Source organism: Streptomyces sp. KL116D (genome assembly GCF_030766975.1).
GTDB classification, from domain to species: Bacteria; Actinomycetota; Actinomycetes; order Streptomycetales; family Streptomycetaceae; genus Streptomyces; species Streptomyces longispororuber_A.
Genome location: NZ_JASERH010000094.1, coordinates 1 through 25,463 on the forward strand (window position 1 = coordinate 1; position 25,463 = coordinate 25,463).

Annotated in this window: 19 protein-coding genes and 1 pseudogene; 5 read left to right on the plus strand and 15 right to left on the minus strand. The window is 74.3% G+C overall.

The window, feature by feature from the left end; all coding sequences use genetic code 11:
- From RBJ77_RS37105 to RBJ77_RS37120, 4 genes and pseudogenes are all read right to left on the minus strand, one after another.
- Positions 1 to 213: pseudogene (locus RBJ77_RS37105) on the minus strand (hypothetical protein); the annotation flags it as partial.
- Positions 203 to 1,189 carry an AAA family ATPase gene (locus RBJ77_RS37110; RefSeq protein WP_372348955.1) on the minus strand — a complete coding sequence of 329 codons (987 nt, stop codon included), beginning with the start codon at positions 1,187 to 1,189 and terminating at the stop codon, positions 203 to 205. The pseudogene RBJ77_RS37105 and the gene RBJ77_RS37110, both read right to left, overlap by 11 nt.
- 33 nt (positions 1,190 to 1,222) lie before the next feature.
- The gene (locus RBJ77_RS37115; protein WP_372348956.1) at positions 1,223 to 2,875 is read right to left on the minus strand and encodes a trypsin-like peptidase domain-containing protein; all 1,653 of its coding nucleotides are present in this window, start codon (positions 2,873 to 2,875) and stop codon (positions 1,223 to 1,225) included.
- Positions 2,872 to 3,312 carry a CU044_2847 family protein gene (locus RBJ77_RS37120; protein WP_372348957.1) on the minus strand — a complete coding sequence of 147 codons (441 nt, stop codon included), beginning with the start codon at positions 3,310 to 3,312 and terminating at the stop codon, positions 2,872 to 2,874. The genes RBJ77_RS37115 and RBJ77_RS37120 overlap by 4 nt, the downstream gene beginning before the upstream one ends.
- Before the next feature lie 242 nt (positions 3,313 to 3,554).
- Between RBJ77_RS37120 and RBJ77_RS37125 the strand changes: the two genes are divergently transcribed.
- Together RBJ77_RS37125 and RBJ77_RS37130 are read left to right on the plus strand one after the other, a co-directional pair.
- Positions 3,555 to 7,223 (plus strand): S8 family serine peptidase, encoded by a 3,669-nt coding sequence (locus RBJ77_RS37125; RefSeq protein ID WP_372348958.1) that lies wholly within the window; start codon positions 3,555 to 3,557, stop codon positions 7,221 to 7,223.
- 354 nt (positions 7,224 to 7,577) lie between these two features.
- A complete protein-coding gene (locus tag RBJ77_RS37130) occupies positions 7,578 to 8,672 on the plus strand; it encodes an LLM class flavin-dependent oxidoreductase (RefSeq protein ID WP_372348959.1) in 1,095 nt (364 codons plus the stop codon).
- A gap of 368 nt (positions 8,673 to 9,040) precedes the next feature.
- On the opposite strand, the gene RBJ77_RS37135 is transcribed toward RBJ77_RS37130, so the two are convergent.
- A complete protein-coding gene (locus RBJ77_RS37135; RefSeq protein WP_372348960.1) occupies positions 9,041 to 10,366 on the minus strand; it encodes a carboxyl transferase domain-containing protein in 1,326 nt (441 codons plus the stop codon).
- Positions 10,367 to 10,445: 79 nt separating this feature from the next.
- On the minus strand, positions 10,446 to 11,912 hold the full coding sequence (locus RBJ77_RS37140; RefSeq protein WP_372348961.1) for an acyl-CoA synthetase: 1,467 nt from the start codon (positions 11,910 to 11,912) through the stop codon (positions 10,446 to 10,448).
- A 136-nt stretch (positions 11,913 to 12,048) separates the two neighbouring features.
- On the opposite strand from RBJ77_RS37140, the gene RBJ77_RS37145 reads away from it, so the two are divergent.
- The 3 genes from RBJ77_RS37145 to RBJ77_RS37155 are packed head-to-tail and all read left to right on the plus strand — an operon-like array spanning position 12,049 to position 14,529.
- Positions 12,049 to 12,771, plus strand: coding sequence for a FadR/GntR family transcriptional regulator (locus RBJ77_RS37145; protein ID WP_372348962.1), 723 nt, complete (start codon positions 12,049 to 12,051; stop codon positions 12,769 to 12,771).
- A 30-nt stretch (positions 12,772 to 12,801) separates the two neighbouring features.
- The gene (locus tag RBJ77_RS37150) at positions 12,802 to 13,590 is read left to right on the plus strand and encodes a hypothetical protein (protein ID WP_372348963.1); all 789 of its coding nucleotides are present in this window, start codon (positions 12,802 to 12,804) and stop codon (positions 13,588 to 13,590) included.
- Between the two features lie 60 nt (positions 13,591 to 13,650).
- On the plus strand, positions 13,651 to 14,529 hold the full coding sequence (locus RBJ77_RS37155; RefSeq protein ID WP_372348964.1) for a RimK family alpha-L-glutamate ligase: 879 nt from the start codon (positions 13,651 to 13,653) through the stop codon (positions 14,527 to 14,529).
- A 76-nt stretch (positions 14,530 to 14,605) separates the two neighbouring features.
- Here the strand turns inward: RBJ77_RS37155 and RBJ77_RS37160 are convergent, their stop codons facing one another.
- From RBJ77_RS37160 to RBJ77_RS37200, 9 genes are read right to left on the minus strand one after another with little or no spacing between them, the layout of a single operon-like run.
- Complete coding sequence (locus tag RBJ77_RS37160; RefSeq protein ID WP_372348965.1) at positions 14,606 to 15,199, minus strand: hypothetical protein; 594 nt, start codon at positions 15,197 to 15,199, stop codon at positions 14,606 to 14,608.
- Positions 15,168 to 16,007 carry an FkbM family methyltransferase gene (locus RBJ77_RS37165; RefSeq protein WP_372348966.1) on the minus strand — a complete coding sequence of 280 codons (840 nt, stop codon included), beginning with the start codon at positions 16,005 to 16,007 and terminating at the stop codon, positions 15,168 to 15,170. The genes RBJ77_RS37160 and RBJ77_RS37165 overlap by 32 nt, the downstream gene beginning before the upstream one ends.
- Complete coding sequence (locus tag RBJ77_RS37170; RefSeq protein WP_372348967.1) at positions 16,004 to 16,243, minus strand: Trm112 family protein; 240 nt, start codon at positions 16,241 to 16,243, stop codon at positions 16,004 to 16,006. Before RBJ77_RS37170 ends, RBJ77_RS37165 begins: the two co-directional genes overlap by 4 nt.
- Entirely contained in the window at positions 16,233 to 17,165 is a 933-nt protein-coding gene (locus tag RBJ77_RS37175; protein WP_372348968.1) for a hypothetical protein, read from the minus strand. Before RBJ77_RS37175 ends, RBJ77_RS37170 begins: the two co-directional genes overlap by 11 nt.
- A gap of 6 nt (positions 17,166 to 17,171) precedes the next feature.
- Positions 17,172 to 17,987 (minus strand): class I SAM-dependent methyltransferase, encoded by an 816-nt coding sequence (locus RBJ77_RS37180; protein WP_372348969.1) that lies wholly within the window; start codon positions 17,985 to 17,987, stop codon positions 17,172 to 17,174.
- A complete protein-coding gene (locus RBJ77_RS37185; RefSeq protein ID WP_372348970.1) occupies positions 17,984 to 19,276 on the minus strand; it encodes a condensation protein in 1,293 nt (430 codons plus the stop codon). Before RBJ77_RS37185 ends, RBJ77_RS37180 begins: the two co-directional genes overlap by 4 nt.
- Positions 19,273 to 23,532 carry an alpha-(1->3)-arabinofuranosyltransferase family protein gene (locus RBJ77_RS37190; protein WP_372348971.1) on the minus strand — a complete coding sequence of 1,420 codons (4,260 nt, stop codon included), beginning with the start codon at positions 23,530 to 23,532 and terminating at the stop codon, positions 19,273 to 19,275. The genes RBJ77_RS37185 and RBJ77_RS37190 overlap by 4 nt, the downstream gene beginning before the upstream one ends.
- Positions 23,529 to 24,269, minus strand: coding sequence for a class I SAM-dependent methyltransferase (locus tag RBJ77_RS37195; protein ID WP_372348972.1), 741 nt, complete (start codon positions 24,267 to 24,269; stop codon positions 23,529 to 23,531). Before RBJ77_RS37195 ends, RBJ77_RS37190 begins: the two co-directional genes overlap by 4 nt.
- Positions 24,266 to 25,426, minus strand: coding sequence for a glycosyltransferase family 4 protein (locus RBJ77_RS37200; RefSeq protein ID WP_372348973.1), 1,161 nt, complete (start codon positions 25,424 to 25,426; stop codon positions 24,266 to 24,268). The genes RBJ77_RS37195 and RBJ77_RS37200 overlap by 4 nt, the downstream gene beginning before the upstream one ends.
- Between the last annotated feature and the right edge of the window lie 37 nt (positions 25,427 to 25,463).

Below are 25,463 nucleotides of genomic sequence, written 5' to 3' on the forward strand. Positions count from 1 at the left end.
CGCCGGGAGGTCGTCGTGCGCGGACGCCGGTGGCGCCGGTTCGGGCGGCGCGTCCGGGGGCGGGGGCGGCGCGGGTTCCTCCTCGCCGTCGTCCTGCCCCGCCAACCGCGCGGCCAGCCACAGCACTTCGGCCAGCTCGACCGGGGTCGGCGCGGTGCCGTCGTCCGTCGCCGCGGTCAGCGTCGCCGCGAGCCGGCCGAGTTCAGCGCGCATCGGGGTCCGGGGTGCCGTCCAGCGCGGGCATGAGGCGCCGGGCCAGCTCGTCGCGGTCCGCGGCGTCCAGGCCCGCCGCCCCGGTCAGGTAGATGGCGTTCAGCAGCTGGTCCGTGGCGAGCTCGCCCGAGGTCGCCCGGGACAGGAAGCGGGAGATCAACTGCCGGGCCCGGTCGTCCGGTTCACCCAGGTGCGCGCGGACGATCTCGGCCAGCTGCGCCTCGTCGGGCCGGTGCAGCCGCAGCGTCACGCAGCGGCGCAGGAAGGCGGGCGGGAACTCGCGCTCGCCGTTGCTGGTCAGGACGACGAACGGGAACGCGCGGCAGCGCACCCGGCCGCGCGCGACGGGGACCCGCCGGTCCGTGCCGTCGGCCCGCACCTGCGCGGCGCCGCCCGCCCGGACCAGTTCGGGGATCTCGTACTGGCCCTCCTCCAGGATGTTGAGGAGGTCGTTCGGCAGGTCGAGGTCGCTCTTGTCGATCTCGTCGACGAGCAGGGCGCGCGGCCGCTCGTGCGGCAGCAGCGCCGTGCCGAGCGGGCCGAGGCGCAGGTGGTCCGCCACGTCGACGTCGCCCGCCTCGCGCGCCGCGTAGAGGCGGGACAGCGGGTCGTACTGGTACAGGCCGTCGGCGAGGGTGGCGCGGCTGGTGATGTTCCAGCGCAGTACGGGGCCGAGCCGCAGCTCGCGGGCGACGGCGTACGCGAGCGACGACTTGCCGGTGCCGGGCGGGCCGGTCACGAGCAGCGGGCGCCTCAAGTACAGCGCGGCGTTGACCAGTTGGATGCTCTCCGGGGTCGCCCGGTAGGTGTGCGCGCGGTGCACCCGGTCGGGCGAGACGGCGGCCTCGTCGTCGGCGTCGTCCGGTGTCGGCAGCGTGGGTCCGCCGTCGAAGGCGCGCCAGGGCGGGGGTGCGGGCAGCCGGTCGATGCCGTCGTGCGGCTCGTTCGCGCCGGTGTACACGGGCCACTCGGGCATGGTCACTGCTCTCCGTACTCTCCGTCGGCGGGCTCAGGCTACGGGCGACCGGTGCGGCGCCCCGGTCTCGCGCGGGTCGGGGAAGCAGTGCGGGGCGTCCCACAGCAGCTGTACGTCACCGGCCCAGTGGTCGTCCCTGGCATCCGCCGCCTCCCGCAACTCCATGATCCTGTACGGCAGTTCGGCCAGGCGCGCACCGGTGACGTACCGGCCGAGCTCGTCCAGGAACGTGCCGCCCGGGCAGCCGGCGCCGGGCTCGTGGTCCTTCGCGCACCCGGTCCGTGGCCACAGCAGCGCCGGGACCGGCTTGGTCAGCGCCGCGTCGAACCGCGGATCGGGGACGGCGCCCGGCGGCCGCGCGAACCCCGCCACGTCGGCCACCCGCAGCTCCCGCTGGCTCGCGGCCCCGGCACCGTCGCACCCCACCCGGTGCACGGCGCGCACCGGCCGCCCGGCGGAGTCCTGCCAGCGGCGCGTCAGCCGGCGCAGCGGGCCGACCTGGCGGCGCGTGGGGTGGGTGACCACGACGGGGTAGGCGCAGCCGAGCGGGGTCGGGTCGTCGGGGCCGGCGGGCCAGCGGTCCACCGGCCAGTTCAGCCACTTCGGGGGCAGTGTGAACGCCACCAACTCGTCGGTGCCCGGCGGCAGATGGGCCAGCGCGTCGTCGATGACGTCCCGCACGTACGCGGCCACCTCCGACTCGGCGAGCGTGCGCGAGCCGACCGGATGGCGGCGGCCCGCGCTGTAGGCGGACACCTCGACGAGGGCCTGGTCGTCGCCCGCGCCGCTGCGCTGCACGTCGACCAGGACCGGCGTCCAGCGGGGCGCGGCGGCGGGCGGCGCCGGGGCGTCGAGGAGCGCGTCGAGGCGCTCGGTGAACCGGGCGACCGCGTCCGGCTCGTCGACCTCGGACAGCACGTACACGGCCGCCGCCCACAGCGACGCGAAGCCGCCGGGCGGCACGTCGGGCCCGAACTCGCCGACCGCGTACCGGTAGAGGCGCTCCGGGTCGCAGTCGAGGTGGGTGCGGGTCGCCTTCTCGATGAGGGTGTGCAGCCGGCCGGTGTCCGGGCGGCCGGCGGCCGGGGCCGGGCAGGGGATGCGGTCGGCGAGGTCGGGCCAGTAGCGGGCCATCACGTCGAGCGGCAGCATCCGGCTGGCCAGGACGCCGCGGCCGCCGGTCGTCTGCGTCACCATGCCGACGACCCGGTGCGAGCCCGCGAGGGTGACCGCGGCGCCGCTGAAGCCGCCCTCCATGGGCTGGCCGTGCCCGTCCAGGGCCACCAGCTCCACCCACTCGTCGCCGACCAGCAGATCGGCCTTGGCGCGGTACTCGGCGAGGGTGCCCTCGTCGTAGTGGCGGGGGAAGCCGTACGCGAGCAGCCGCGGCGGCGGATCGCCGAACGCCGCCCCGGGCAGGGCGAATTCGGCGGGCGGGATGTCCATGTCCCGGTCGAGTTCGAGCACGGCCAGGTCGCCGGGCGCGGCGCCGCCCCGCCAGCCGCCGTGCAGGTGCAGCCGGGCCCGCACGGGGTCCTCGCCGGGCAGCTGGGGGAAGGTGACGGTGACGGGCGCCTCGTCGGTGATGACGTGGGCGCAGGTCAGCACCATGCGCGGGGTCACCAGGAAGCCGGCGCCGACCTCGGTGCCGCTCACCACGCGGGCCTGCCACTTCGCGCCGTTCATGGGCGGGGCGCGGCTGCCGCCGGGTCGCTGTCCGGCCCCTGGGCGCCGGCCGGCCGTGGCCGATCGCGCTCCGCGCCGGGGCCGGCGTCCTGCGCGGCGCCGCGCTCCTGCGGCGCCCAGCTCAACCGCACCACGAGGTGGCCCTCGGCGGAGCCCTTGGTGATGACCGCGCCCGCCTCGGCCGACAGCTTCACGCCGAACTCGATCTCCACGCCGTCCGGTGACAGCGGGCCGTCGCGCAGGACGCGCAGGGCCGACTGGGCCGCCGAGCGCACCGAGTCCAGCGCCGTCTCGAAGGTCGTCGTGGCCCGGACGGCGCCGGTCTCGCGGCTGCGGGAGACGAGCCGGGCGCCCGACTCGTCGTCGGCCGGGTCCGCCTCGAACAGGACGGGCCCGGCGGCGCCGTCCTCGACCGTGAACTCGACCAGTCCGTCCATGCGTTGAGCCCCCCGTAGCCGTGCTGTCGTGCCTGGGGCCATTGTGACGCGTGACCGAGGCGGAACTCCAGGTTTCGCGCCGGTCGCCCCGCCGCGTCCCGGGGGAGCGCGCTGGCGGGAAAATGCCAGGGCAGCTTCCCGCCAGCGCGCGTCAACAGCCATGTAACACAAGGCCCTTCAGACTCGTCGGAGCACTCGGGTGACACCCCCGCACCCGACGCCTCTACGAGGAGAGGGCAACGATGACAAGAGGTTCCGCGCGACGCGGCGCGGCCCTGCTGTCGGCCGGTCTGGCGTTCGCACTGCTGCCCACGGCCGGTGCGAACGCGGCGCCGTCCGGGCAGGACGTCGTCCCCGTCCAGACCACGAAGGCCGCCCGCGCCGCCCACACGGTGACGCTGGTGACCGGTGACAGAGTGACCGTGACGGACGTCGGCGGCGGCAGACGCACCGTCGACGTCAAGCGCCCCAAGGGCGCCGACGGGCTCGTCCGCACCCAGGTGACCGGTGGACGGATCAGCGTCATACCCGACGAGGCCCGCCCCTACCTGGCCGCCGGCAAGCTCGACCAGCGGCTCTTCGACGTCACCGGGCTGCTGGAGCAGGGCCTGGCCGACACCGAGGCCGACGCGACCCCGCTGATCGTCACCTACGGCGCCAAGGCGGCCCGCACCGCGGCCGCCGCGCCCGAGGGCGCCGAGCGCACCCGCAGGCTGGACGTCATCGGCGGCGCGGCGCTCGACGCCGACAAGGGCCGCACGTTCTGGAACGACCTGACCACGAAGGCCGGCTACTCCGACGGCATCGGCAAGGTGTGGCTCGACGGCCGCGTCAAGGCCGACATGGCGGAGTCCAACGCGCAGATCGGCACCCCGAAGGCGTGGGAGGCCGGGCTCACCGGCAAGGGCGTCAAGGTCGCCGTCCTCGACACCGGCTACGACACCACGCACCCGGACCTGGCGTCGCGGGTGACCGAGTCGAAGTCGTTCATCGCGGGCCAGGAGGTCGCCGACCGGGCCGGCCACGGCACGCACGTCACCTCCACCGTCGGCGGATCGGGCGCCGCGTCCGACGGCAAGGAGAAGGGCGTCGCCCCCGACGCCACGCTCGCCGTCGGCAAGGTGCTCTCCGACGAGGGCTACGGCGACGAGTCGCAGATCATCGCCGGCATGGAGTGGGCCGCCAAGGACGTCAAGGCCAAGGTCATCTCCATGAGCCTGGGCTCGCAGGAGGGCAGCGACGGCACCGACCCGATGGCCGCCGCCGTCAACACCCTCTCCAAGGAGACCGGCGCGCTGTTCGTCATCGCGGGCGGCAACTCCTACGGCCCCGGCACCATCGGCTCGCCCGGCGCCGCCGACTCCGCCCTCACCGTCGGCGCGGTCGACGCGAACGACGAGCGCGCCGACTTCTCCAGCCAGGGCCCGCGGCTCGGCGACAACGGCCTCAAGCCGGACGTCTCGGCACCGGGCGTGGACATCCTCGCGGCCCGCTCCTCACTGGTGGAGGGCTCCGGCTCGTACACCACCATGAGCGGTACGTCGATGGCGACGCCGCACGTCGCCGGGGTCGCCGCCCTCCTCGCGCAGGCCCACCCCGACTGGACGGGCGCCCAGCTCAAGGACGCGCTGATGTCGTCCTCGAAGCAGCTGGACGCTTCCGCGTACGCGATCGGTTCGGGCCGGGTCTCCGTGCCCGACGCGATCGCCGCGAAGGTCACCGCGACCGGCAGTGTCGACCTCGGTCAGTACACCTGGCCGTACGAGGACAACGAGCCGGTCACCAAGACCGTCACGTACTCCAACTCCTCCGACAGCGCCGTGGAGTTGGACCTGGCCGTGCAGGGCGGCGCCGCCGGGCTCGCCACGCTCGCCGACTCCACCCTGACCGTGCCCGCGCACGGCACCGCCTCCACCACCGTCACCGCCGACGGCGCCCAGGCCGCCGTCGGCACGAACTCCGGTCAGATCGTGGCCAGTTCGGGTGGGACCGCCGTCGCGCACACCGCCTTCGGCCTGGTCAAGGAGGAGGAGCGCTACACGCTCACCGTCCACGTCAAGGACCGGGACGGCAAGCCGACCGCCGCCGACCTCATGTACCAGCAGCTCCTCCCGAACGTGGACCCGGTGCCCGCGACCGTCGGCGACTCCGGCACCGTCAAGCTGCGTCTGAAGCCCGGGACCTACTACCTGGACACGTTCCTCGACGTGCGCGGCGCCCGCGGCAAGGACGCGCTCGGCATCGGCTACCTGTCCGACCCCGAGGTCAAGCTCGACGGCGACCGCGAGATCACCCTCGACGGCACGAAGCTGCGCGAGGTCGGCACGCGGGTCTCCAAGGACACCGACCCGCACCAGACCCTCGTGCAGTACGACCGCAAGGCGGGCGGCGCCGACCTCTTCGGCATGGCGCTGCTGCCGATCAAGTACGACTCGCTGTTCGCGCTGCCCACCGAGCCGGTGACCGACGGCAGTTACGCGTACCGCACCACGTGGCGCGAGGCCCAGCCGCACATCACCGTCGACGGCCTCGACGAGGTGTGGGGCCAGCCCGGCTCCACGCTCCTCACGGGCGACAGCAGGCTCGCCCTGGTGAACGCCGGGGCCGGCGCCCCCGCCGACTACGCGGGCAAGAACGTCAAGGGCAAGGCCGCCCTCGTGCACGTCGACGGCAGCCTCACCGAGGCGCAGATCGCCCAGGCCGCCCAGGACGCGGGCGCCACGGCGCTGTTCCTCACCGACGACAGCCGCGGCCGCCTCAACACCCTCTTCTACAACGAGGACGGCACGGACCGCCCGCTGCAGATCGCGAGCGTCACCAACGCCGACTTCGACCGGCTGCTCGCCAAGCAGCGGCGCGGTGAGCGCATCTCGATGACGGGCATCGAGAACTCCTCGTACTCCTACGACCTGTCCAAGGGCTACAAGGGCGCGATCCCCGACAAGAACCTGGTCTTCGCGCCGGGCGCCGGCGACCTCGCGACCGTCGACACCACCTTCTACGGCGACAAGAAGACCGAGGGCAGCGAGTACCGCTACTCCGTCGACCCGTCCTTCGCGGTCGCGGGCGGCTTCCAGGAGCGCTACGACTTCCCGGGCCACCGCACCGACTACGTCTCCGTCGAGTCCGGCCAGAGCTGGCACGAGTCCGTCAACCGCGGCCCGTTGGAGGAGCGCAGCGGCCTGGTCTCGTACAAGGCGGGCAAGCGCACCGCGCTGAACTGGTTCAAGCCGGTCTGGCACCCGTACCTGGGCAGCGGCCTCGGCTGGGGACAGCAGCGGCGCGGTGACCAGATGCAGTTCAACACGCCCGGCTGGGGCGACTCCGGTCCCGACCACACCGGCTTCGGCGACCCGTACGCCGACGACAGCGGCATGACGCAGACCACCGAGGTCTTCGCGGACGGCGTCAGCCAGGGCCGCAGGACCGGCTCCGCGGCGTACGTGTGGACGGCCGACCCGGCCGAGAAGCCCTACAAGCTCGTCACGGACACGGCGCTCGACCCCGCGGTGTGGGGCACCGGCACCACCGGCCACAGCGAGTGGAACTTCAGGTCCGCGCACACCAGTGAGGACGCGTCCGCGTTCCTGCCGCTGATCAACCTCAACTACGACCTCGACACCAGTCTCGCGGGCACGGTGCGCGCGGGCTCGAAGCTCCCCGTCGGCCTGTCCGCCGAGTACGTGAAGGGCGCGATCGACACCGGCCGGCTCGGCGGCGGCACCCTCCAGGTGTCCTACGACGACGGCAAGACCTGGAAGTCCGTGTCCCTGAAGGGTTCCGGCGCCTCGTGGACGGGCTCCCTGAGCATCCCGCGCGACGCGACGTCGGTCTCGCTGAAGGCGGGCGCGAAGGACGACAAGGGCGGTTCCGTCAGCCAGGAGATCATCCGGGCGGTGGCCGTCAAGTAGCCCAAGTAGCCCTCTGAGCAGGGCATGCACGGGCCGGGGTCCGGCGCGGGAACACTCCGCGCCGGGCCCCGGCTGTTTCGCATGCCGGAACAGATCTGTCCGGCATCCGGAACGGCCTTGTGGGTGCGGTGTGCGCACGGACAGGATGCGGGCATGGCCCCCGTACTCGTCTCGCGTCGTCACGTGGATCTGCTGCGTGTCTCCACGATGCTCTGTCGGGCCGACACGCGCTGCCGTACGGCCGGTTGCTGAACCGGCACACCGTAGCGGCACCCCCTTCGCGCTGATCTCCGCGCGCTGACCTTTCCCTGGCAGGGCCTGCCCGTGCGGCGGCCCCGATTCCGAGGTGCCCCCATGCCCGAAAACCACCCGTTGCTGCACTGGTTCCTGCCCACCGGAGGTGACGGCCGCGACCCCGGCGGAGTCACTTCCGTGCAGGCCAGGAGCGGTGCCGCGACCCGGCGGCCGGCCGGCATCGGCTATCTGGCGCAGGTCGCGAGCGCGGCCGAGCAGGCGGGGTTCACCTCGTTGCTGACCCCGGTCGGGCTCGGCTGTGTCGACCCGTGGATCCTCACCTCCGCGCTCTCCCAGCACACCGAACGCATCGGCTTCCTCGTCGCCTTCCGCGCCGGCTTCGCGAGCCCCACCCTGCTGGCCCAACAGGCCGACGCCTTCCGGAAGTTCACCGGCGGACGGCTGCGGCTGAACGTCGTCACCGGCGGTGACCCCGTCGAGCAGCGCTCCTACGGCGACCGGCTCGCCCACGACCAGCGCTACGGTCGCACCGACGAGGTCATGGCCGTCCTGCGCGACCTGCTGAACGGCAAGCGCATCGACTTCCAGGGCCAGCACGTCCAGGTCGAGGGCGCCCAGCTCACCGACCCGGCCGTCGAGCACCCCGTCCCGCTCTACTTCGGCGGCGCGTCCCCGGCCGCCGAGGACGTCGCCACCCGCCGCGCCGACGTGCAACTCCTGTGGGGCGAACCGGTACCGGCCGTCGCCGCGCGCATCGCCCGGATGCGGGACCGCAATCCGCGCCTCAGGTTCGGCCTGCGCATCCACGTCATCTCGCGCGACGACGCGTCCGAGGCGTGGGCGGAAGCGGCTCGCATCCTGGACCGGATGGACCCCGAGGCGATCCGCGCCAGCCAGGAGCGGTACGCCCGGATGGACTCCAGCGCACAGGCCGCGATGACCGCGCTGCACGGCGGCACCACCGACGGCCTGACCATCGCCCCCAACCTGTGGGCGGGCGTCGGCCTGGTCCGGGAGGGCGCGGGCACGGCCCTGGTCGGCTCCCACGACGAGGTCGCCGAGCGCCTGGACGAGTACCGCCGGGTCGGCGTCGACGAGTTCATCCTCTCCGGCTGGCCCCACCTGGAGGAGGCGTTCCGGGTGGGCGAGGAGGTCGCCCCACGGCTGCGCCGGCTGGCCGGTGCGTCCACATGACCGCGACGTCCCTGTACGGGGTGCGGGGCCGGGTCCGACAGCGGCTCCGCCGCCGGGCGCCGGACGCGCGAAGGCGCCGCCTCCCCGTGGGACCGGGGGAGACGGCGCCGCGTCGGCGTCCGACGGTGTTACACCAGCCAGCCGACGAAGTGGGCGAGGCCGGCGAGGATGTCGGTGATGAGGTTCATGGTGTTGCGTTCTCCTAGAACTGTGGTGCATGTGTTGGGACTTGCACGTGCATCGCGATGCGGTCGCTACGGTCTGCAGCCCGTTGCTTGCGCACCGTAAGCATCGTTGGTCCCGAGGGCCGCACGCAAACTCTGGAGCGACGATCACCTGTTCCAGGGAACAACTGCTCCCTTGTTCGTTTATGGAGCCTGCCGCGCGATGCCGCGCACGACCCCAAGGTCCACCAAGTCCTGCGGCCTGATCCGGAGTTGGTCCGCGGTGCGTTCCGCCTGGTCCGGCGGCCGCTTGAGGATCGCCGCGGCCAGTTCGGGGGCGATGACCGAGAAGTACGCGTCCGGCGTCACCCAGGTGTTCCCCGGCGCCGCGAGCGCCAGCGCACCACCCGAGCCGCCCTCGCCGACGACCAGCGTGGTGACCGGGACCGGCGCTCCGGCGACCGCCAGGAACAGGTCCGCGATCGCCGCGCCCGCGCCCGCCCGCTCCGCCGCCGCGTCGTTGGCGGCGCCCGGGGTGTCGACGAGCGTGAGGACGGGGATGCCGAGCCGGCCCGCGAGGCCGATCAGCCGCGTCGCGGTGCGGTAGCCGGCCGGGGTGGTGGCCGTGCCGCACTGGGCCGCGTAGGCGACGGTGCGGCCCTCGTGGCTGCCGAAGCCGCACAGCATGCCGTCGTCGGTGCCGCCCGCTCGGTCGCCGCGCAGCTCCCGCCGGTCGGTGAAGTAGTCGGCCAAGTAGGCCTGCGCACGCGGGCGTTCGGGTGACCGGGCGCGGCGGACCGCCGCCCAGCCCGTGGGCGGCAGATCGGTGCGGCCCAGCGGGCGGGGGACGGGGGCGGGCGCCGCGGCCGGGCGGGTCAGCAGCCGCAGCCAGTCGCCGAGCGTGCCGCGCAGGTCGTCCGGCGCCACGACCGCGTCGACCGCGCCCGCCGCGAACTGACCCTCCGCCGTGTACGCGGCCGGGTCCGCGTCCGGCGGGCGGACCCGGGACCCGGCGAACCCGATCTGCGCCCCCGGGAGGGCGAGCGTCACGTCGGCGCCCGCGCCCAGGGTGGCCCAGCCGCCGCCCGTCGTCGGGTCGCACGCCACCGCGATCTGCGGCAGGCCCGCGGCCCGGGTCAGCGCGGACTGCCGGGCGGCGCGCTGGAGTTGGGTCAGCGCGAGCATGCCTTCCTGCATGCGGCTGCCGCCCGTGGCGACCAGCGACACCACCGGGAGGCGGTCGCGGCGGGCGTGGGCGTGGGCCGCCTCGATCCGGTCGCCCGTCTGCCGGCCGAGGGAGCCGCCCAGGTAGCCGAACTCGAAGGCGATGACCACGGTGCGGGTGCCGTCGATCTCGGCGGTGCCGGTGAGGACGGACTCGTGCTCCCCGGTGCGGGTCGCTGCGCGGGCCTTGGCCGGGGCGTAGTCGGGCCAGTCGAGGGGGTTCGGGTCGTCGGGCGGGGGTGGGGGCGGGTGTTCGTGGAAGGTGGCGGTCAGGGTGTGCAGGGTGGTGCGGGCTGCGTCTGCCATGTGGGGCCGTCTCCTGAGTGCGGGCTTCGTCGTGGCCGGTCGCGCAGTTCCCCGCGCCCCTGGGCCACCCGTATCCGGGTCAGCCGTTCGGTGTCAGTGACCGCTTGAGGATCTTGCCCATGTCGTTGCGGGGGAGCGCCTCCAGGTAGTGGACCGTGCGGGGGCGCTTGTGGGGGGAGAGGCGGGCGGCCACGTGGTTCGCCAGGTCCTCCTGCGTCGGCGGGTGTGCGGCGTCCGCCGGGACGATCCACGCCACCACCTGTTCGCCCAGGTCCGGGTCGGGGGCGCCGGTGACCGCGGCCTCCTTGACCGCCGGGTGCTCCAGGAGCGCGTTCTCGATCTCGCCCGCGCCGATCTTGTAGCCGCCGCTCTTGATGAGGTCGGTCGCCTTGCGGCCGATGATGCGGACGTAGCCGTCGGCGTCGCGGACGGCCACGTCGCCCGTGCGGAACCAGCCGCCCGGCGCGAACGCCGCCTCCGTCGCGTCGGGGCGGTTCAGGTAGTGCAGGAAGAGGTTCGGGCCGCGGACCTGGATCTCGCCGACCGCCTCGGGTCCCGCGCCGGTCACCTCGGTCACGCCGTCGTCCTCCGCGAGGCGCAGCTCCACGCCGGGCAGCGGCACCCCCACCGTGCCGGGGCGCGGCTCCCCGTCCGCGCGCACGCTCGTGTTCATCAGCGTCTCCGTCATGCCGTACCGCTCGACGACCCGCTGCCCCGTCGCCGAGCTGATGCGCTCGTGGTCGTGGACCGGGAGCGCCGCGGAACCGGACACCAGGAGACGCGCGGAGGAGAGCGCCTTCGCCAGCTCGGGGTCGGTGGGCAGGGCCTCCGCGATGCGGTGGTACATGGTGGGGACGCCGAACAGCATGGTGGCGCCCGTGGAGAGTTCGCGGGTCACGCCTTCCGTGCTGAAGCGGCCGAGGTGGCGGACCTCGCCGCCGCGGCGCAGCGGGCCGATGACGCCCAGGATCAGACCGTGGACGTGGAACAGCGGAAGGCCGTGGACCAGCGTGTCGTCGGCCGTCCACCGCCACGCGTCCTGGAGCGCGTCCAGGGTCGAGGAGACCGCGCGGCGCGGCAGCACCGCACCCTTGGGCGGGCCCGTCGTGCCCGAGGTGTAGACGACGAAGGCGGGGGCCTCGGGGTCGGTGGGCTCGACGGGCAGTGAGGCCGCGTCGACGGGTCCCGCGGACGCCGGCACGTCGATGTCGATGCGCGGCAACCCGGCCAGCGCGGGCGGGAGTTCGGCGTCCGGTGCCGCGAGCACCGCGTCGGGCGCGCTGTCCCGCACGATGTGGCCGAGCTCGCGGTCGCCCGACTTCGGGTTGACCGGGACGGCGGCCGCCCCCGCGAGCAGCGCCGCGACCACGCCGACCGCGGTCTCCAGGGTCGGCGTCGCCCACACGGCGACCCGGCCCGCACCGGCGATCCGGCCCGCCAGTGGCGAGGCGGCCCCGGCCAGTTCGCCGTAGGTGAGCGCGCGGTCGCCGAAGCGCAGCGCCGGGCGGTCGGGGGTGTCGGTCAGGGCGGGAAGGAGTCGGGTCAAGGGAAGCTCCTGGCAGGCGGAAGGACCGTAATCCGGATTGGCTGAGTGGCTGAGCCAATCCGAGCGTGCCGTCTGGCAGGCGTCCGCGTCAAGGACGTACGCTGCCGCCCAGGATCACGCCGGGAGAGAGCCAGGGATGAACGACGCACTGCGGCCGATGGCGGCACGCCCGCGCCTGTACGAGCAGGTGCTCGACCGGCTGCGCGCGTACGTCGCCGAGGGCGGCCTGCGCGCGGGCGACCGGCTGCCGACCGAGCGGGACCTCGCGGCGCGGCTCGGGGTGAGCCGGGCCTCCGTGAAGCAGGCCATCGTCGTCCTGGAGGTGCAGGGCCTGGTCGAGGTGCGGCACGGCGGCGGCACGTACCTGGTGCGGGACGGCCTGGACGTGGCCGAGCCCGTGGAGCGGCTCGTCGAGCGCAAGAAGCGGCTGCCGGACGTCCTGGAGGCCCGCGAGGCCCTGGAGACGAAGCTGGCCGAACTGGCCGCCGAGCGGCGCACGGACCAGGACCTGACGGCGCTGCGCACCGCGCTCGACCGGATGGCCGACGACATCGGGGCGGGCGGCCTCGGCATCGAGGGCGACCGGCTCTTCCACGCCGCCGTGACCGCGGCCGCGCACAGCGCGCTGCTCGCCGCGTTCATGCGGGAGATCGACGAGCCGATCGCCGAGTCCCGCACGGAGTCGCTGCGCCAGCCCCGCAGGCCGGGCCGCTCCCTGGCCCAGCACCGGGCCATCCTGACCGCGATCGAGGCCGGTGACGGGCGCGGCGCTGCGGCGGCGATGCGCCGCCACGTCCGCTCCGTGGCCAAGGTCCGGCTGCTGGAATGGGACCCCGATTCGAGCTCCACCGGCACGTAACTCCCGCTGAGGGGGCCCGTTTACGGGGGCGTGGACATCTGGCTGCTCAATCACTTCAGCACCGTCGCGCTGGCCGGGCTCCTCGTGGGCGGGGCCGTCTTCCTGGGGGTCGCGGGGTGCCTGCTGGTGCGGCGGTACGTGCCCCGCCTCAGGGACGGGGAGTACAACGAGATGGCCGGCGTCGTGCTCGGCATGTACGCCGCCATCTACGGCATCATCCTGGCCTTCGTGATCGTCGCCGAGTGGGAGGGGCTCGACGCCGCCGAGGCGAACGTGGCGGCGGAGGCGACGCAGAGCGCCGAGGTGCTGCGGGACTCCGCCGCGTTCCCGCCCGCCGAGCAGCGACGGATCAGCGCCGCCATGGGCGCGTACGTGCACGCCGTGGTCGACGAGCAGTGGCCGCTGATGCGGGACGGCGACCCCGACCCCAACCTCACCAACCCCGCGACCGTCCGGCTCTACCAGGTGCTCCAGGACTACGAACCGGTCACCGAGGCCGAGAAGACGTACTACGCCCAGGCGGTGACCACGCTCGGCGAGGTGGCCGGCGCCCGCCGCACCCGCCTGGAGGACTCCCAGCAGTCCCTGCCCATCCTGCTCAGCGTCCTCGTGTACGGCGGTGCCCTCGTCATGCTGCCGCTGACCTGGCTCTACGGCATCAAGAGCCGCACCGCGCAGATGATGTTCGTGACGTCCGTCGCCGTCCTGATCGGCGTCAGCCTGCTGCTCTGCCTCACCCTCGACCACCCCTTCTCCGGCTCGCTCGCGGTGTCCCCCGACCCCTTCAAGGAGGGGGTCCTCGCCCGGTACTGGCCCTGACCGTCGCGTTAGCCTCGTGGTGCGCCGTCCACCACACCCGCACCGAGGAGCAGCCCCCGTATGCCCCGCATCGCCCTGGTCACCTACCGGCCCGGACCCGACATGCCCGTGGACCGCGATCTGCCGCTGCTCGCCGAGGAGTTGCGGCGGACCGGGGCGGACGCCGACGTGCTCGCCTGGGACGATCCGGACACCGACTGGGCCGCGTTCGACCTGGTCGTCGTCCGCTCGACGTGGGACTACAGCTGGCGGCGCGACGAGTTCCTGGAGTGGGCCGCCCGGTGCGCCGACGTCACCCGGCTCGCCAACCCGGTCGACGTGCTCCGCTGGAGCACCGACAAGCGCTACCTCGGCGAGCTCGCCCGGCACGGGGTGCCGACCGTCCCGACGTCGTACGTCGCGCTCGGCGACGTACCGGAGCTGCCCGCGGACGGCCCCTTCGTGATCAAGCCGACCTCCGGCGCGGGCGCCCGCTACGCCGCCCGCTACACCCAGGACGAACGCGACGTCGCCCTGCGGCAGGTGGCCCGGATGCACGCCGAAGGGCTGACCGCGATGGTCCAGCCGTACGTCGAGGGGATCGACGAGAGCGGGGAGCGGGCCGTGCTCTTCTACGGCGGACGGTTCCTGCACGCCATCCGCAAGGGCGCGGTGCTCACGGCCGGGGTCGCCTACGACGAGCGGAAGGTCGCCCACCCGTCCCTGGAGCCGTGGCAGCCGACCGCGGCCGAACTCGCCGTCGCCGAGCAGGCCCTGGCCGCCGTGCCGGGCGGACCCGACCGGCTCCTGTACGCGCGGGTCGACCTGGTCGACGGGGCGGACGGGCGGCCGTGCGTGATGGAGCTGGAGCTCGTCGAGCCCAATCTGTTCCTCGGCGCCGCGCACCCGGCCTCGGCCCCCGTGGTCGCCGAGGCCATCGCGAAGGCCGCGGGCGCCTAGACAACGACCCCAGGGCCTGTCGTCAAACTCCCGTCTGCCCGCCCTTCGGGCGACGACGGGAGTTTGACGACAGGCCCTAGGTCTGCGACCAGCGCTGCAGCAGCCCGTACGTGAACTCGGCGCGGACCTCGCGCGGGGTCCCCGCCTCGTCCGGGGCCGTGAACGCCAGGCCCCAGCGCGTGGGCGCGGAACCCTCCAGCGGGCGCGCCGGAGGGAACGCGCGGGCCGCCTCGTCGACCGTGCAGGACCACGGCGTCAGGTCCGCGAGCGTCCGCAGGGCCGGGGCGGGCGCGCCGGGGGTGCGGATCAGCCACTCGTTCCAGACCGCGTTCGCCGGGGACAGCAGCACCTCGAAGCGCAGGTCGGGCCAGAGCGGCACCGGCCACAGCAGCGCCTCGCACTCCAGGTCGCCGACCTTGCGGACCAGCCGCCGCTCGGGGGCGCCCAGGACCGAGCGGTAGCGGGAGACCGCCGCGCGCGCCCGGGGCGAGCGGACCATGGCCTGCCAGCGGCGGTTCGCCTCCCGCATGTCGGCCACGGAGACGCCGAGGTCGGCGCGGGCCGTCTCGACCAGCTCCGGATTGTGGTCGGCCATGCGGCGCAGCAGCACGAGCTGGAAGTGCAGCGGGGTGAACGGCTCAGCGGGACCGGGGGACGTGGGGCGTGGCATGCCCTCCATGGTCGCGCACCCGGCCCGGGGTCCGCCCGTCCGGCAGGAACAGCACCGAGTTCACATAGCGCGGCCTGCGCCCCGCCGGGGTCAGCGCACGGCGCAGCAGCCCCTGCGACGCGATGTGCGACGTGCCGCGCTGGTGCGTCGCCAGGTCGAACCCGGGCAGCCGCAGCCAGTCGGCGCCGGGCAGCACCCAGCCCTCGTACCCCCGCGCCCGCAGGTGCTCGACGACCGGTGCGATCGGCTGGATGCGGGTCTCCAGCTCGATGAAGAGGGCCGGGCGGTCACGGGCGAGGAGCGCCTGCGCGCCGTGCAGCACCTGAAGCTCCGCACCGTCCACGTCGATCTTGATGAAGTCGACGTCGGCCAGGGCGAGTTCGTCGAGGGTCACGCACGGCACCGGATGCCCGGTCGCCGTGTGCAGCCCCTCGCGGCGCACCAGCGACGACACGCCGCGCTCGCCGCGCTCGTCGTGCGGCGGCTGCCACAGCGGCGCCGTGCCCGGCCGGTCGCTGGCCGCCGCCCGCACCACGCGCACGTTCGCCGGGGCGGAGGCGGCGAGCGTACGGGCCAGGTGCGGCACCGGTTCCAGGGTGACCACCCGGCGGGCGCGGGCCGCCAGCCGGTGCGTCCACGGCCCGTACCAGCCGCCCACGTCGACGGCGGTGCCGCAGGCCCCCGCGCCCGGCACCATGTCGGACAGCCGGGCCAGTTCGGGCTCGAAGCGGGGGTAGAGCGCGCGGGCCGCGGCCGCCGTGAGACGCGGCGGCAGCCAGGGGGCCAGGCGGGCGGCGAGCGTGGTCACGGGATCACCCGGTGGGCCTGCTCGATCCGTTTCAGGACGCGCTCGTGCTCGTCCTCGGGGAGCTGCTCGCCGGACGACGGCAGCAGCTGGGGGATGCCGTCGACGATCGGGTAACGGCGTTGCAGGCGCGGGTTGTAGAGCGCCTCCTCGTGTCCTTCGCCGTCCGGCAGGAACACCAGCGGGCCCTTGTCGAGGGGGCAGGCCAGGATCTCCAGGAGCGGGTCTTCAGGGTTCATGGGGCATCAACTCCCTTGGAGTGGTCGATGGTTGGGGTGTGGTGGGGGAGGCGTCGTGCTTCGGCATGAGCAGCAGCACGGCGACGGCGAGCGCCGTGCCCGCGAGGCGCAGCGCGAGCCGGAGCGGTTCGGAGGGCAGCGCCTCGCCGAACGCGAGCGTGCCGAGGACCGCCGTGAACAGCGCGGTGACCGTCGTGCACACCGGCACGATCAGCGAGGCCCGGCAGCGCTGCAATGCCGCCTGCGACATCACGAGCCCGCACGCGCCCGTGCACAGCAGCAGATACGGGTACGGCGAGGCGAACAGCCGCGGCACGTCGGGGAGCACCCCGGACACGCCCTTGATCGCCAGCGAGCTCACCCCGTACAGCAGGCCCACCGCGACGCCGTACTCGACGCCCGTGGTCGGCAGCCGGTGCCGGTGCCTGGCCCGGCGCTCCGCGGCGGCGTACAGGTACAGGCCCGCGGCGAGCGACGGCACGCACACCAGGAGGATGAGCGGCGCGGGCGCGCCGCCGCCGACCGCGTCCGGGTCCCGTCCCGTGTCGCGCAGGGAGAGGACCACCATGAGCAGCGCCGCGAGGATCGCGCCGATCGCGTACCGCTCCCGGCCCGAGGTGCGCTCGCCCAGCAGACGCGAGGAGAGCAGGAGCAGCAGGACCAGGCCGGAGACGAAGATGCCCTGCGCCGCGGCGATCGGCAGCGTGCGGTACACGGCCAGCTGGGCGCCGAACCCGGACGCCAGCGCGATCGAACCGGCCAGCCACAGCGGGCTGGTCACGACGTGGCGCAGCAGTTGCGCCGGGCGGCGCACGCTCACCTCGGGCAGGTTGGTGAGGGCACGTTTCTCCAGGACGAAACCGACGCTGTAGAGGGTGTTCGCCAGGAGCGCCGCGCCGACTCCCCACGCTACGGCCGGCATGGCACGTCACGTCCTTCGGGCGTGCAGCAGGAGGATCGAGGCGAGCGACGGCGCCGCGCAGGCCAGCCGGTCCAGCGGGCGCAGCGGGCGCGGCACCCCGTGGAAGGGCGCTCCGGTGAGACGGACCACGTCGAACCCGGACGCCGCCACGAACTGGCGCAGCGCGCGCGGCGTGTACAGCCGCAGGTGCCCCACCACTTCCGTGCCGGGGCGGCCGTGCACCGCCCGCAGGCTCACCTCGGAGAAGACCGGCTGCACACCGGCCACGAGCAGCGCCCGGTTGTACCAGGCCGCCAGGTTCGGGGTGGAGAGCATCAGATGACCTCCCGGGCGGAGCACCCTGCGGATCTCGTCGAGGGCCGCGTCGGGGTCCACGAGGTGTTCGATCACCTCGCTGAAGAGCACCGCGTCGGCCGACCCCGACGCGAACGGCAGCCCGTGGTCGGTGAGTTCGCCCCGGACGACGTGGGGGACGCGGGGCGCCGCCCGGCGCAGCGCGTCCTGGGACCAGTCCACGCCGACGATGCGGTGCCCGCCGGGGAGGAGGCGGGCCGCCGTGGCCGCGGCCGTGCCGTCGCCGCAGCCGATGTCGAGGACCGTCGCCGCACGGGTGCCGGCCAGCGCCGCGGCCAGGACGCGGGTCTGGCGCAGGGTGCGGGGGGTGCCGGAGGCGACCGGGACGTCCGGGTTCTCGTAGAAGTCCCGTAGGGCCGGGGGCTCCGGGCGGGGCGCGTGTGCGGCGGGCACCGTGCGGTCCGTGTCTTCGGTGTGCTGGGTGCGTTCCGTGTGCTGGGTGTGTTCCGCGGGTGCGGGGGAACTCATGGCGCCTCCTCCTGCGTCGCGTGCAGGTGGTGTTCGAACAGGTCGCGCAGACGGGCTCCGTCGCCGTGGCTCAGGAGCGTGCGCGACCAGCGCAGGGCCAGGTGCAGGCGGCCCGCGGTGGACGCCGTCGTCACGGTCAGGCCGCGCGGCATCCGGGCCGGCGCCGAGAACCACACGGCGCTCGCGCGGCCCCCGTCGCCGAAGTCCAGCGGGTACGGGATCCGGCCGATGTTGCTGAGCAGGGTCGTCGACGTCCAGGGCGCGGCGGCCGTGCGCAGCGCACGGGTGGCCGCCGCGCGCCAGGCGACCGGGGCGTACGGGGTGGTCAACAGGGCGGCCCCGTGTCCGAGTTGGGGCCGCACCAGAGACTTGAGGGCGGAGGTGCGGGCCGCCGTGCGCTGGAGCAGGGCGGGCGTGGCGAGGTCCAACTCGGCCGCGGTGAAGGGGACTTCCACCAGACGGGTACCGTTCCCGATCGGCATCGTGGCGTCCCGCGGACGGTCGTCGACCGGCATCGTGATCCGCAGGGGGCGGCGCGGGCGGTGGGCGCCGTGCTCCTCGTTCCAGTCGGCGATCGTCCGGGCCGTGGCGACCATGAGCTGGTCGTTGACCGTGTACGGGGCGCCCTTGGGGCGGCGCGGGACCGCCAGTTCGCAGACCAGGAGGCCGTTGCCGGGGCTCGGTTCCGGGGTGCCGTGGGCCACCCGCGCCGGGCGCGCCCAGGACGACGGCAGGTCGGTGGGGGGCGGCGCCGCGGGCGGCGGGGCCGGGGCGACGGGCGGCGTGTGCGGCCTGCCGCCGTACAGCTCCGCCGCCGTGGCGACGATGCGCAGGCAGGCCGGGCCGTCCAGCGCCGTGTGGTTGATGGTGAGGAAGAGGACGGTGGTGCCGGTCTCGGGGTGCTCGACCGCTTCCAGGCGGATGGGCGGGGAGGACGTGAGGGGCGGGGCCTGGGTGAGGGAGCGGGTGCGGGCCTCCTTGAGCGCGTCGCGGGTCGGTGGCGGGAAGGAGACCGGGGGGACGTCGGGGTCCTCGGTCAGCTCCCACTCGTAGCGCGTGCTGTACCAACGGCGGTCCGCCTCCCGCATGAGGATGCGGGGGTGGCGGCGCAGCGCCTCGTTGAACGCGGCGGTGAGGCGGGCCGGTTCGAGGGTTCCCGTGAGGTGCACCTCGATGTGGACCGTCTCCGGCTCGTCGTACTGGAGGCAGTGGCGGGAGATCTCGTCGACCGTGGGGAACGGCAGGCGCTCGCCGCGCGGGGGGCGGGTGGGCCGGTCCAGCGTCGTCACGATCGCGCCCCCTTCGGTGAGGCAGGTGAGGCGGGTGAGGCAGGCGGGGCGGGAGGAGTGGGTGAGGTAGGTGGAACGGGTGGGGAAGGCGGGGGCGGCGGGTCCGGCAGGGTGCCCGGTGCCGATGGGTCGGCCGCGGGGCTCCGGTCCGGATCCCGCTCCTCGGCCGCCGGACGAGCGTGCCGGGCGCGGCTGGTCACCAGGGCCGCGAACAGCGCGATCAGGGCGAGGAGTTGGGCCGCCCGGCCGAAGGCCCCCTGGCCGTCGCGGATCGGCTGGCCCGCCGCCGTCGCGGCGATGACGCCCGCCGCCGCCATCGCCAGGAACGCGATCGGTACGAGGAGCGTGTGGCGCCACCAGGCCAGGACGGCCAGCGCCGGGACGAGGGCCGCCCAGGGACCCGCGATCACGACGGCGACGAGGGTGAGCGCCACGGTGCCGAGGATCCAGCCGGGGGACGGCGGCGCCGGTGGTGGCTGCTGGCCCTCGGGCGGTTCGCGGCGCCACAGGGCCAGGCCGATCAGCAGCAGGACGGCCGCGCCGCCCGCGAACAGGCCGATCTCGTAGGTGCGGGCCGGTTCGTAGGAGAGCTTGACGGTGCCGCTCGCCCCGGCCGGGACCAGCCACGCCTGCTGCCAGCCGTCGAGGCGCAGGGCCGTGAGCTCCCGGCCGTTCAGCGTCGCCCGCCAGCCGTCGTTGGCGTTCTCGTACGTGGTCAGGTAGGTCGCCTCGCCCGCTCCGACGTGGACCTCGCGGCGGTCGCCGAGCCAGTCGTGGATGGCGAGGTCGCGGGTGGTGGGGGTGACGGCCTTCGTCGCGGTGGCGGTGCTCCGGGTGAGGGTGATGTCGGTGAGGGCGAGCGCACCGTCCGCGGCGGAGGTGAGGGTGTGGGTGCCCGCCGGGAGGGTCAGCCGGTCGCACAGGGTGATGTCCACGGGGCGGCGCTCGGTGAGGTCGCGCACGGTGCCGCGGGCCGAGGTGCGGTGGCGGGTGCCGTCGATGGTGACGGTGGGGCCCTTGCCGCAGGGGAGGGTGAACTTCCGCTCGGGGTCCGGCTGTTCGACGCGGTACTCGTCGAGGGCCGGGAGGTAGGCCTCCGTCAGTCCCACCGGGAGCTGGAGGTCCTCGTCGGCCACCGGGTTGTGGACCTTGAGGGGCGCGGACTCGGTGATGGTGACGTCCAGGCGGTCGGTGGTGATCGGGTCGAAGTGGGCCACGCCGTTCTCGTCCACGCCCGCCTGGGCCGCGCCGTCGGGGCTGCTGATGTCGATCTTCTCGGGGCGGGTGGAGAGTCCTCCGGCCGCCGGGAGCACGATCTCCGACACCTCCTTCTTGCCCGGCCAGCGCAGGTGGATGGTGGGCTCGTCGCCCGCGATCCAGGCCGTCGTCAGATCGCCGTCGGTGAGGTTGCGGGCGGTGGTGCCGGTGCCCAGACGGGCGGTGGAGTCGGCGGTCGCCGTGATCCTGCGCCGCTGGTCGGGCGCCACGTCGTAGAGGAGCTTGTCGAGGGCCTGAGTGGGCGTCGGCCTCGCCGTCGCCCTGAACGTGTACGGGGACGAGCCCGTCGTCTCGAAGGTGCGGTTCAGGGACGCCTCGGTGTCCGTGAGCGTGAGGGCGCCGTCACCCGAGGCGCGGTGGAAGACGAACTGACCGGCCTCGGTGGAGTCGGCCGGGAGCCGCAGGGAGCGGGCCACCCGGACGCCGGGGACGTCGATGCCGGAGAACCCCGCACCCGTCAGACCGGGGCGGGTCTGCTGGGTGTCGAGGATCGTGACCTTCAGCCACTTCGCGGTGCCGGCGGGGGCCCTGACCTTCTGCGGCTTCCCGTTCGGCTGGAGTCCGGCGGTCGTCGAGCCCTTGTCCGTCTCGATCCTGATGCGGGTAGGGGCAGCCCGTACGGCGTCCTGGGGGAGCGGCGTCACCCGGAGCTCGGCCGGGATCGTGGTCGGCCCGGTGAAGTCGACGCGGACCCATTCGCCCTTCGGCGAGTCGGGCGCGCCCTCCGCCCACGCCGTGTCCGGGTCGCCGTCGAAGGCGTGCACCGGGTCGAACTGCGGCAGGTGCAGCAGCCAGTTGCCGCTGGAGGACGCGGTGACCGAGCGGGCACCCTCGATGCGGGCCGTCGTCTGGTGCGTGACGCCCTCGGTGGGGAGGATCTGCTTCGGCTTCTCGCCCGGGTTCTCGGACGCGTTCGGGCTGTTGCGTTCCGTGGGCGTGTACGGGTACGAGGTGTTGGTGTTGACCAGGCCGAACCGGGTGTCGGCGCGGCGCAGTCCGTCGGCGGCCGTGCGCAGGTCGGGGGTGCCGGTGCCGGGGTGGTTGTCGCCGGTCAGGACCGCGGGGCGGTCGCGGAAGGCCGGGTCGGCGGAGAGCCGCAGCAGGGACTCGGGGCCGCCGCTCACCTCGGCCGTGTTCCGCACCGGCAGGAGGCCCGCCTGGCCGGGGCGGTGGGTGTCCGCCCGGGGCGCGTAGATCTCGACGGCGCGCTGGCGCGGGTAGAGGCCCTCGATCTGCACGGGCGTGTTCTCGGCGATCCGGCCGCCGGTGACGACCGGCCCGAAGCCGGTGACCCGGTGGAAGCCGGACTCGGTGAGGGTGCGTTTCACGGTGGCGGTGGGGACGTGGCCGAACTGGTCGGGGTCGAGGTCGTTGCGGACGACGACGTAGTGCAGTCCCGAGCGGCTCAGATAGTCCTGGAGGCCCGGGACCCGGACGCCCGACATGAGGGCCTGCTCGACCTCGTCCAGGGCGCGGCGGTTGCCCGCCGTGCCGAACGGGACGAAGTCGCGCTGCGCCCAGCGGGAATCGGCCAGCACGTCCAGGGGCTGGTCGATCGGGGAGCCCCAGGTGTAGATGCCGTGGGCCGTCGCCGGGACGACCAGGGCGCGGGAGTCGGGCGAGTACGTGTGCAGCCAGTCCGCCGTGGTCTTCCAGTAGGTGGGGAGCTTCTGGAAGGAGCCGGGCTGCAGTATCGAGCCGTTGAGGTGGGGCCAGGCGAGGCCGGGGAGGACGAGGATCGCCGCGATGAGCGGGGCGTGCCGGCGGGCCCGCAGCGGGCGGGTGCCCCGGCTCTCCATGGCGAGGCCGGTGAGATGGGTGAGACCGAGCGCGAGGGCCAGCGCGATGCCCGTCTCGAACTTGTAGATGTTGCGGAACGGGGCCAGGCCGCCGTCCAGCCACGACTGGACCGTCTCGTGGAAGGGGGCGCCGAGCGCGCCCCCGTACCCGGCGAGCGTGACGAGCGCGGCCGTCAGCACCGTGAGCACCAGCCAGCGGCGCTCCGGCAGGTCGCGGCGGGCCAGGCCCGCGAGGCCCAGCGCGGCGGCCAGGGCCGAGCAGACGATGGTGACCGCGGCGGTCGCCACCGTCCAGCCCGCGGGCAGCCAGGCCTCCCCGAGGTGGAGGTACGCCACCCAGTTGCCGGCGCCGCGCAGCGTCTCCGTCGCCGCCATCGTCTCCGTCGTGGTCTGCGAACTCTCCACGTACGGAAGAAAGTTCTCGCCGTGGATGCCGAGGAGGAGGAGCGGGATCACCCACCAGACCGTCGCCAGGACGACGGCGGGGATCCACCACGTGATCTGTTGGCGCTTGCGGGGGGACGGCGCGCGCGAGAGCAGATAGAGACCCACCGGGAGGAGTGAGGCGAGTGTCGCCGCCGCGTTGACGCCGCCCATGAACGGAATCAGGAGCGCCGAGCGGACCGCCGAAATGCGCGCGCTGGTACGGGGGTTGGTCAGCGGCAGCAGGACCCAGGGCAGGAAGGCGCCCGGCAGCGCCGCCGCCGACGTCGAGCCGATGACGATCGTGAACGTCGGCCACAGCGCGTACGTCACCGCACCGAGCAGCCGGCTGCGCGGCGTGCCGATGTCCAGGCGCTCCGCCAGCCGCAGCGCGCCCCAGAAGGCGACGGTCACCACGATCGACAGCCACAGCCGCTCGGCCAGCCACACCGGCAGCTGGAGGAGGTCGGCCAGGGCGTAGTACGGCAGCATCGGGAACGCGTAGCCGATGTACTGGTCGGCGATCCCGCCGAAGCCCGCCCGGTCGTGCCACAGCTCCCCGAGGTCGCGCAGGAACTGCCACGGGTCGAGCGCGACGCCGAGCTTCGTCTCGAACGTCATGCGGCCCGGTTGCACCGCGCAGAACGCGACGAACAGCACGGCCCAGAACGCGAACAGCCAGCGGCGCGAGCGCGGACCCGGCCCGGGGTCCGGGTTGGTCGCCGCGGCGGGTGGAGCCTGGACCATGGTCGTCATGGGGGACACCGCCTGAGGATGAGGAGGAGGTTCCAGGTGGCGAACTCGCGCACCCCGGGGAGCCGCGCGACCGTCTCGGTGAGGAACGGCCAGTAGCGGGAGCGCGCCGAGACGACGGTGACGTCGTCGCGGCCGCGGACATGGCGCAGCGTCGGGCCGATGTGGTGGGCGAAGAGGTTCTCGCCCAGGGTGTGCTTGGGGGCCCGGCCGGTGCGGCGCCGGTAGCGGGACTGCGCGCGGCCGGCGCCCAGATAGTGCCAGGGCGCCCACTCGTGACCGCCCCACGGCGAGAACCAGTTGGTGAACGAGACGTAGATCAGACCGCCGGGCCGCGTCACCCGCACCAGCTCGCTCAGGAACGTGTCCCGGTCGGCGACGTGCTCCAGCACGTTCGAGGAGAACGTCACGTCCGCCGACGCGTCGGCCAGCGGCAGCAGATAGCCGTCGGCCACCACCGTGGCCTGCGGCGGACTGCTGCCCAGCTCCCGGGTGTCCGGCTCGAAGAGGATGCCCTGGGCGCCGCGCGCCCGGAACTCCCGGGTGAAGTGGCCGCTGCCGCCGCCGACGTCCACGACGACCTTGCCGGCCACCTTCCCGTACGCCTCCACCTGGTCGGCGGCGTCCCGGGCGAGCAGCGCGTAACACGTCTCGGGGTCGCGCTGCTCGCGCAGGAACGCGCGGAAGAGGGTGAGCGAGCGCTGGAACGACGGGTCCTTGAACCCGGCCGGGGGCGTCATGGCGCCCAGCCCCTCACCGCCTCCGCGGCCACCGCTCTGAACTGCCGCACGGTGTGCGCCCATCGGTAGCCGGCCGCCCGTTCCTCGGCCGCCTTGCCCATCAGCTCGCGGCGGTGCGTGGACAGGGCGAGCGTGCACCAGGCCGCCGCGAACGACGACTCGCCGTGCGCGAGCAGACCGGTCGCCCCGTCCTCGACGGAGTCCCGCACGCCGGGCACGTCGAAGCCGACCGCGGGCGTGCCGCGCGCCGCCGCCTCGGTGATGACCAGGCCCCAGCCCTCGACGGCCGAGGGGTGCAGCAGCAGCCAGGCCTCGCAGAGCAGCCGGTGCTTCTCCGCCTCGGAGACGTGTCCCCTGAACTCGACGCCGGGACCGGCGAGTTGACGCAGTCTCTCGCCCTCCGGGCCCTCGCCGACGATCACCAGCCGGCCGCCGGTGACCGGGCGGACCCGTTCCCACAGCCGCAGCAGCAGATCGATCCGCTTGTACTCGACCAGGCGGCCCATCGCGAGGAACAGCGGCTCGGCGGAGCGGTCGGCGCGCGGACCCGGCTCCTCGACCCCGTTCGGGACGAGCCGGATGCGGTCCCGGTCCACGCCGATGGCGTGCAGGGCGGTCGCCGTCGACGGCGAGACGGCGACGAGCAGGTTGCGGCGCTGGGCTCCGGACAGGGCCCAGTGCTCGAGTCTTCGGCCGAGGTGGGCCGCGGGCGCCAGTGGTCCGCGCAGCCGCATCCGCCACAGGTCCGTGTGGACGTGGTTGACCAGGCAGAGCGTCGGGCCGTGGTGCCAGAGCGGGGCGAGGTACGGCATGCCGTTGCACACCTCCACCAGCAGGTCGCAGTCGCCGACCTGGCGGGCGAACGCCGAGCGGGCCCGCAGGAAGTGGGCGGTCTGCCCGCCCGCCGACACGACCCGGTAGTCCCGGAAGGCGCCGCACCCGGCGGGGCCGCCGCACAGCAGGGTCACCTGGTGGCCCTGGCGGGTCAGCCCGTCGGCGAGCCGGTCGACGAGGAGTTCGGAGCCGCCCGCGGCCGGATTGCCGAGGTCGCGGTGGGCGAGGAAGACGATGCGGCGCGGTGGTGGGGGACCGGCCGGCGGGGGCTGCGCGCCGGCCGGCGACGCGGTGCGCAGCGACAAGGGCACGTGCTGGGGCATCGGTGCTCCAACTCGTCTCAGGGTGCGGAACCGTGGG

Coding starts and splice junctions, on each gene's coding strand:
- RBJ77_RS37130 (WP_372348959.1), top strand. CDS start 7,578: ATGCCCGAAAACCACCCGTTGCTGCACTGGTTCCTGCCCACCGGAGGT.
- RBJ77_RS37115 (WP_372348956.1), bottom strand. CDS start 2,875: ATGAACGGCGCGAAGTGGCAGGCCCGCGTGGTGAGCGGCACCGAGGTC.
- RBJ77_RS37145 (WP_372348962.1), top strand. CDS start 12,049: ATGAACGACGCACTGCGGCCGATGGCGGCACGCCCGCGCCTGTACGAG.
- RBJ77_RS37200 (WP_372348973.1), bottom strand. CDS start 25,426: ATGCCCCAGCACGTGCCCTTGTCGCTGCGCACCGCGTCGCCGGCCGGC.
- RBJ77_RS37135 (WP_372348960.1), bottom strand. CDS start 10,366: ATGGCAGACGCAGCCCGCACCACCCTGCACACCCTGACCGCCACCTTC.
- RBJ77_RS37110 (WP_372348955.1), bottom strand. CDS start 1,189: ATGCCCGAGTGGCCCGTGTACACCGGCGCGAACGAGCCGCACGACGGC.
- RBJ77_RS37190 (WP_372348971.1), bottom strand. CDS start 23,532: ATGACGACCATGGTCCAGGCTCCACCCGCCGCGGCGACCAACCCGGAC.
- RBJ77_RS37155 (WP_372348964.1), top strand. CDS start 13,651: ATGCCCCGCATCGCCCTGGTCACCTACCGGCCCGGACCCGACATGCCC.
- RBJ77_RS37175 (WP_372348968.1), bottom strand. CDS start 17,165: ATGCCGGCCGTAGCGTGGGGAGTCGGCGCGGCGCTCCTGGCGAACACC.
- RBJ77_RS37195 (WP_372348972.1), bottom strand. CDS start 24,269: ATGACGCCCCCGGCCGGGTTCAAGGACCCGTCGTTCCAGCGCTCGCTC.
- RBJ77_RS37125 (WP_372348958.1), top strand. CDS start 3,555: ATGACAAGAGGTTCCGCGCGACGCGGCGCGGCCCTGCTGTCGGCCGGT.
- RBJ77_RS37120 (WP_372348957.1), bottom strand. CDS start 3,312: ATGGACGGACTGGTCGAGTTCACGGTCGAGGACGGCGCCGCCGGGCCC.
- RBJ77_RS37180 (WP_372348969.1), bottom strand. CDS start 17,987: ATGAGTTCCCCCGCACCCGCGGAACACACCCAGCACACGGAACGCACC.
- RBJ77_RS37160 (WP_372348965.1), bottom strand. CDS start 15,199: ATGCCACGCCCCACGTCCCCCGGTCCCGCTGAGCCGTTCACCCCGCTG.
- RBJ77_RS37170 (WP_372348967.1), bottom strand. CDS start 16,243: ATGAACCCTGAAGACCCGCTCCTGGAGATCCTGGCCTGCCCCCTCGAC.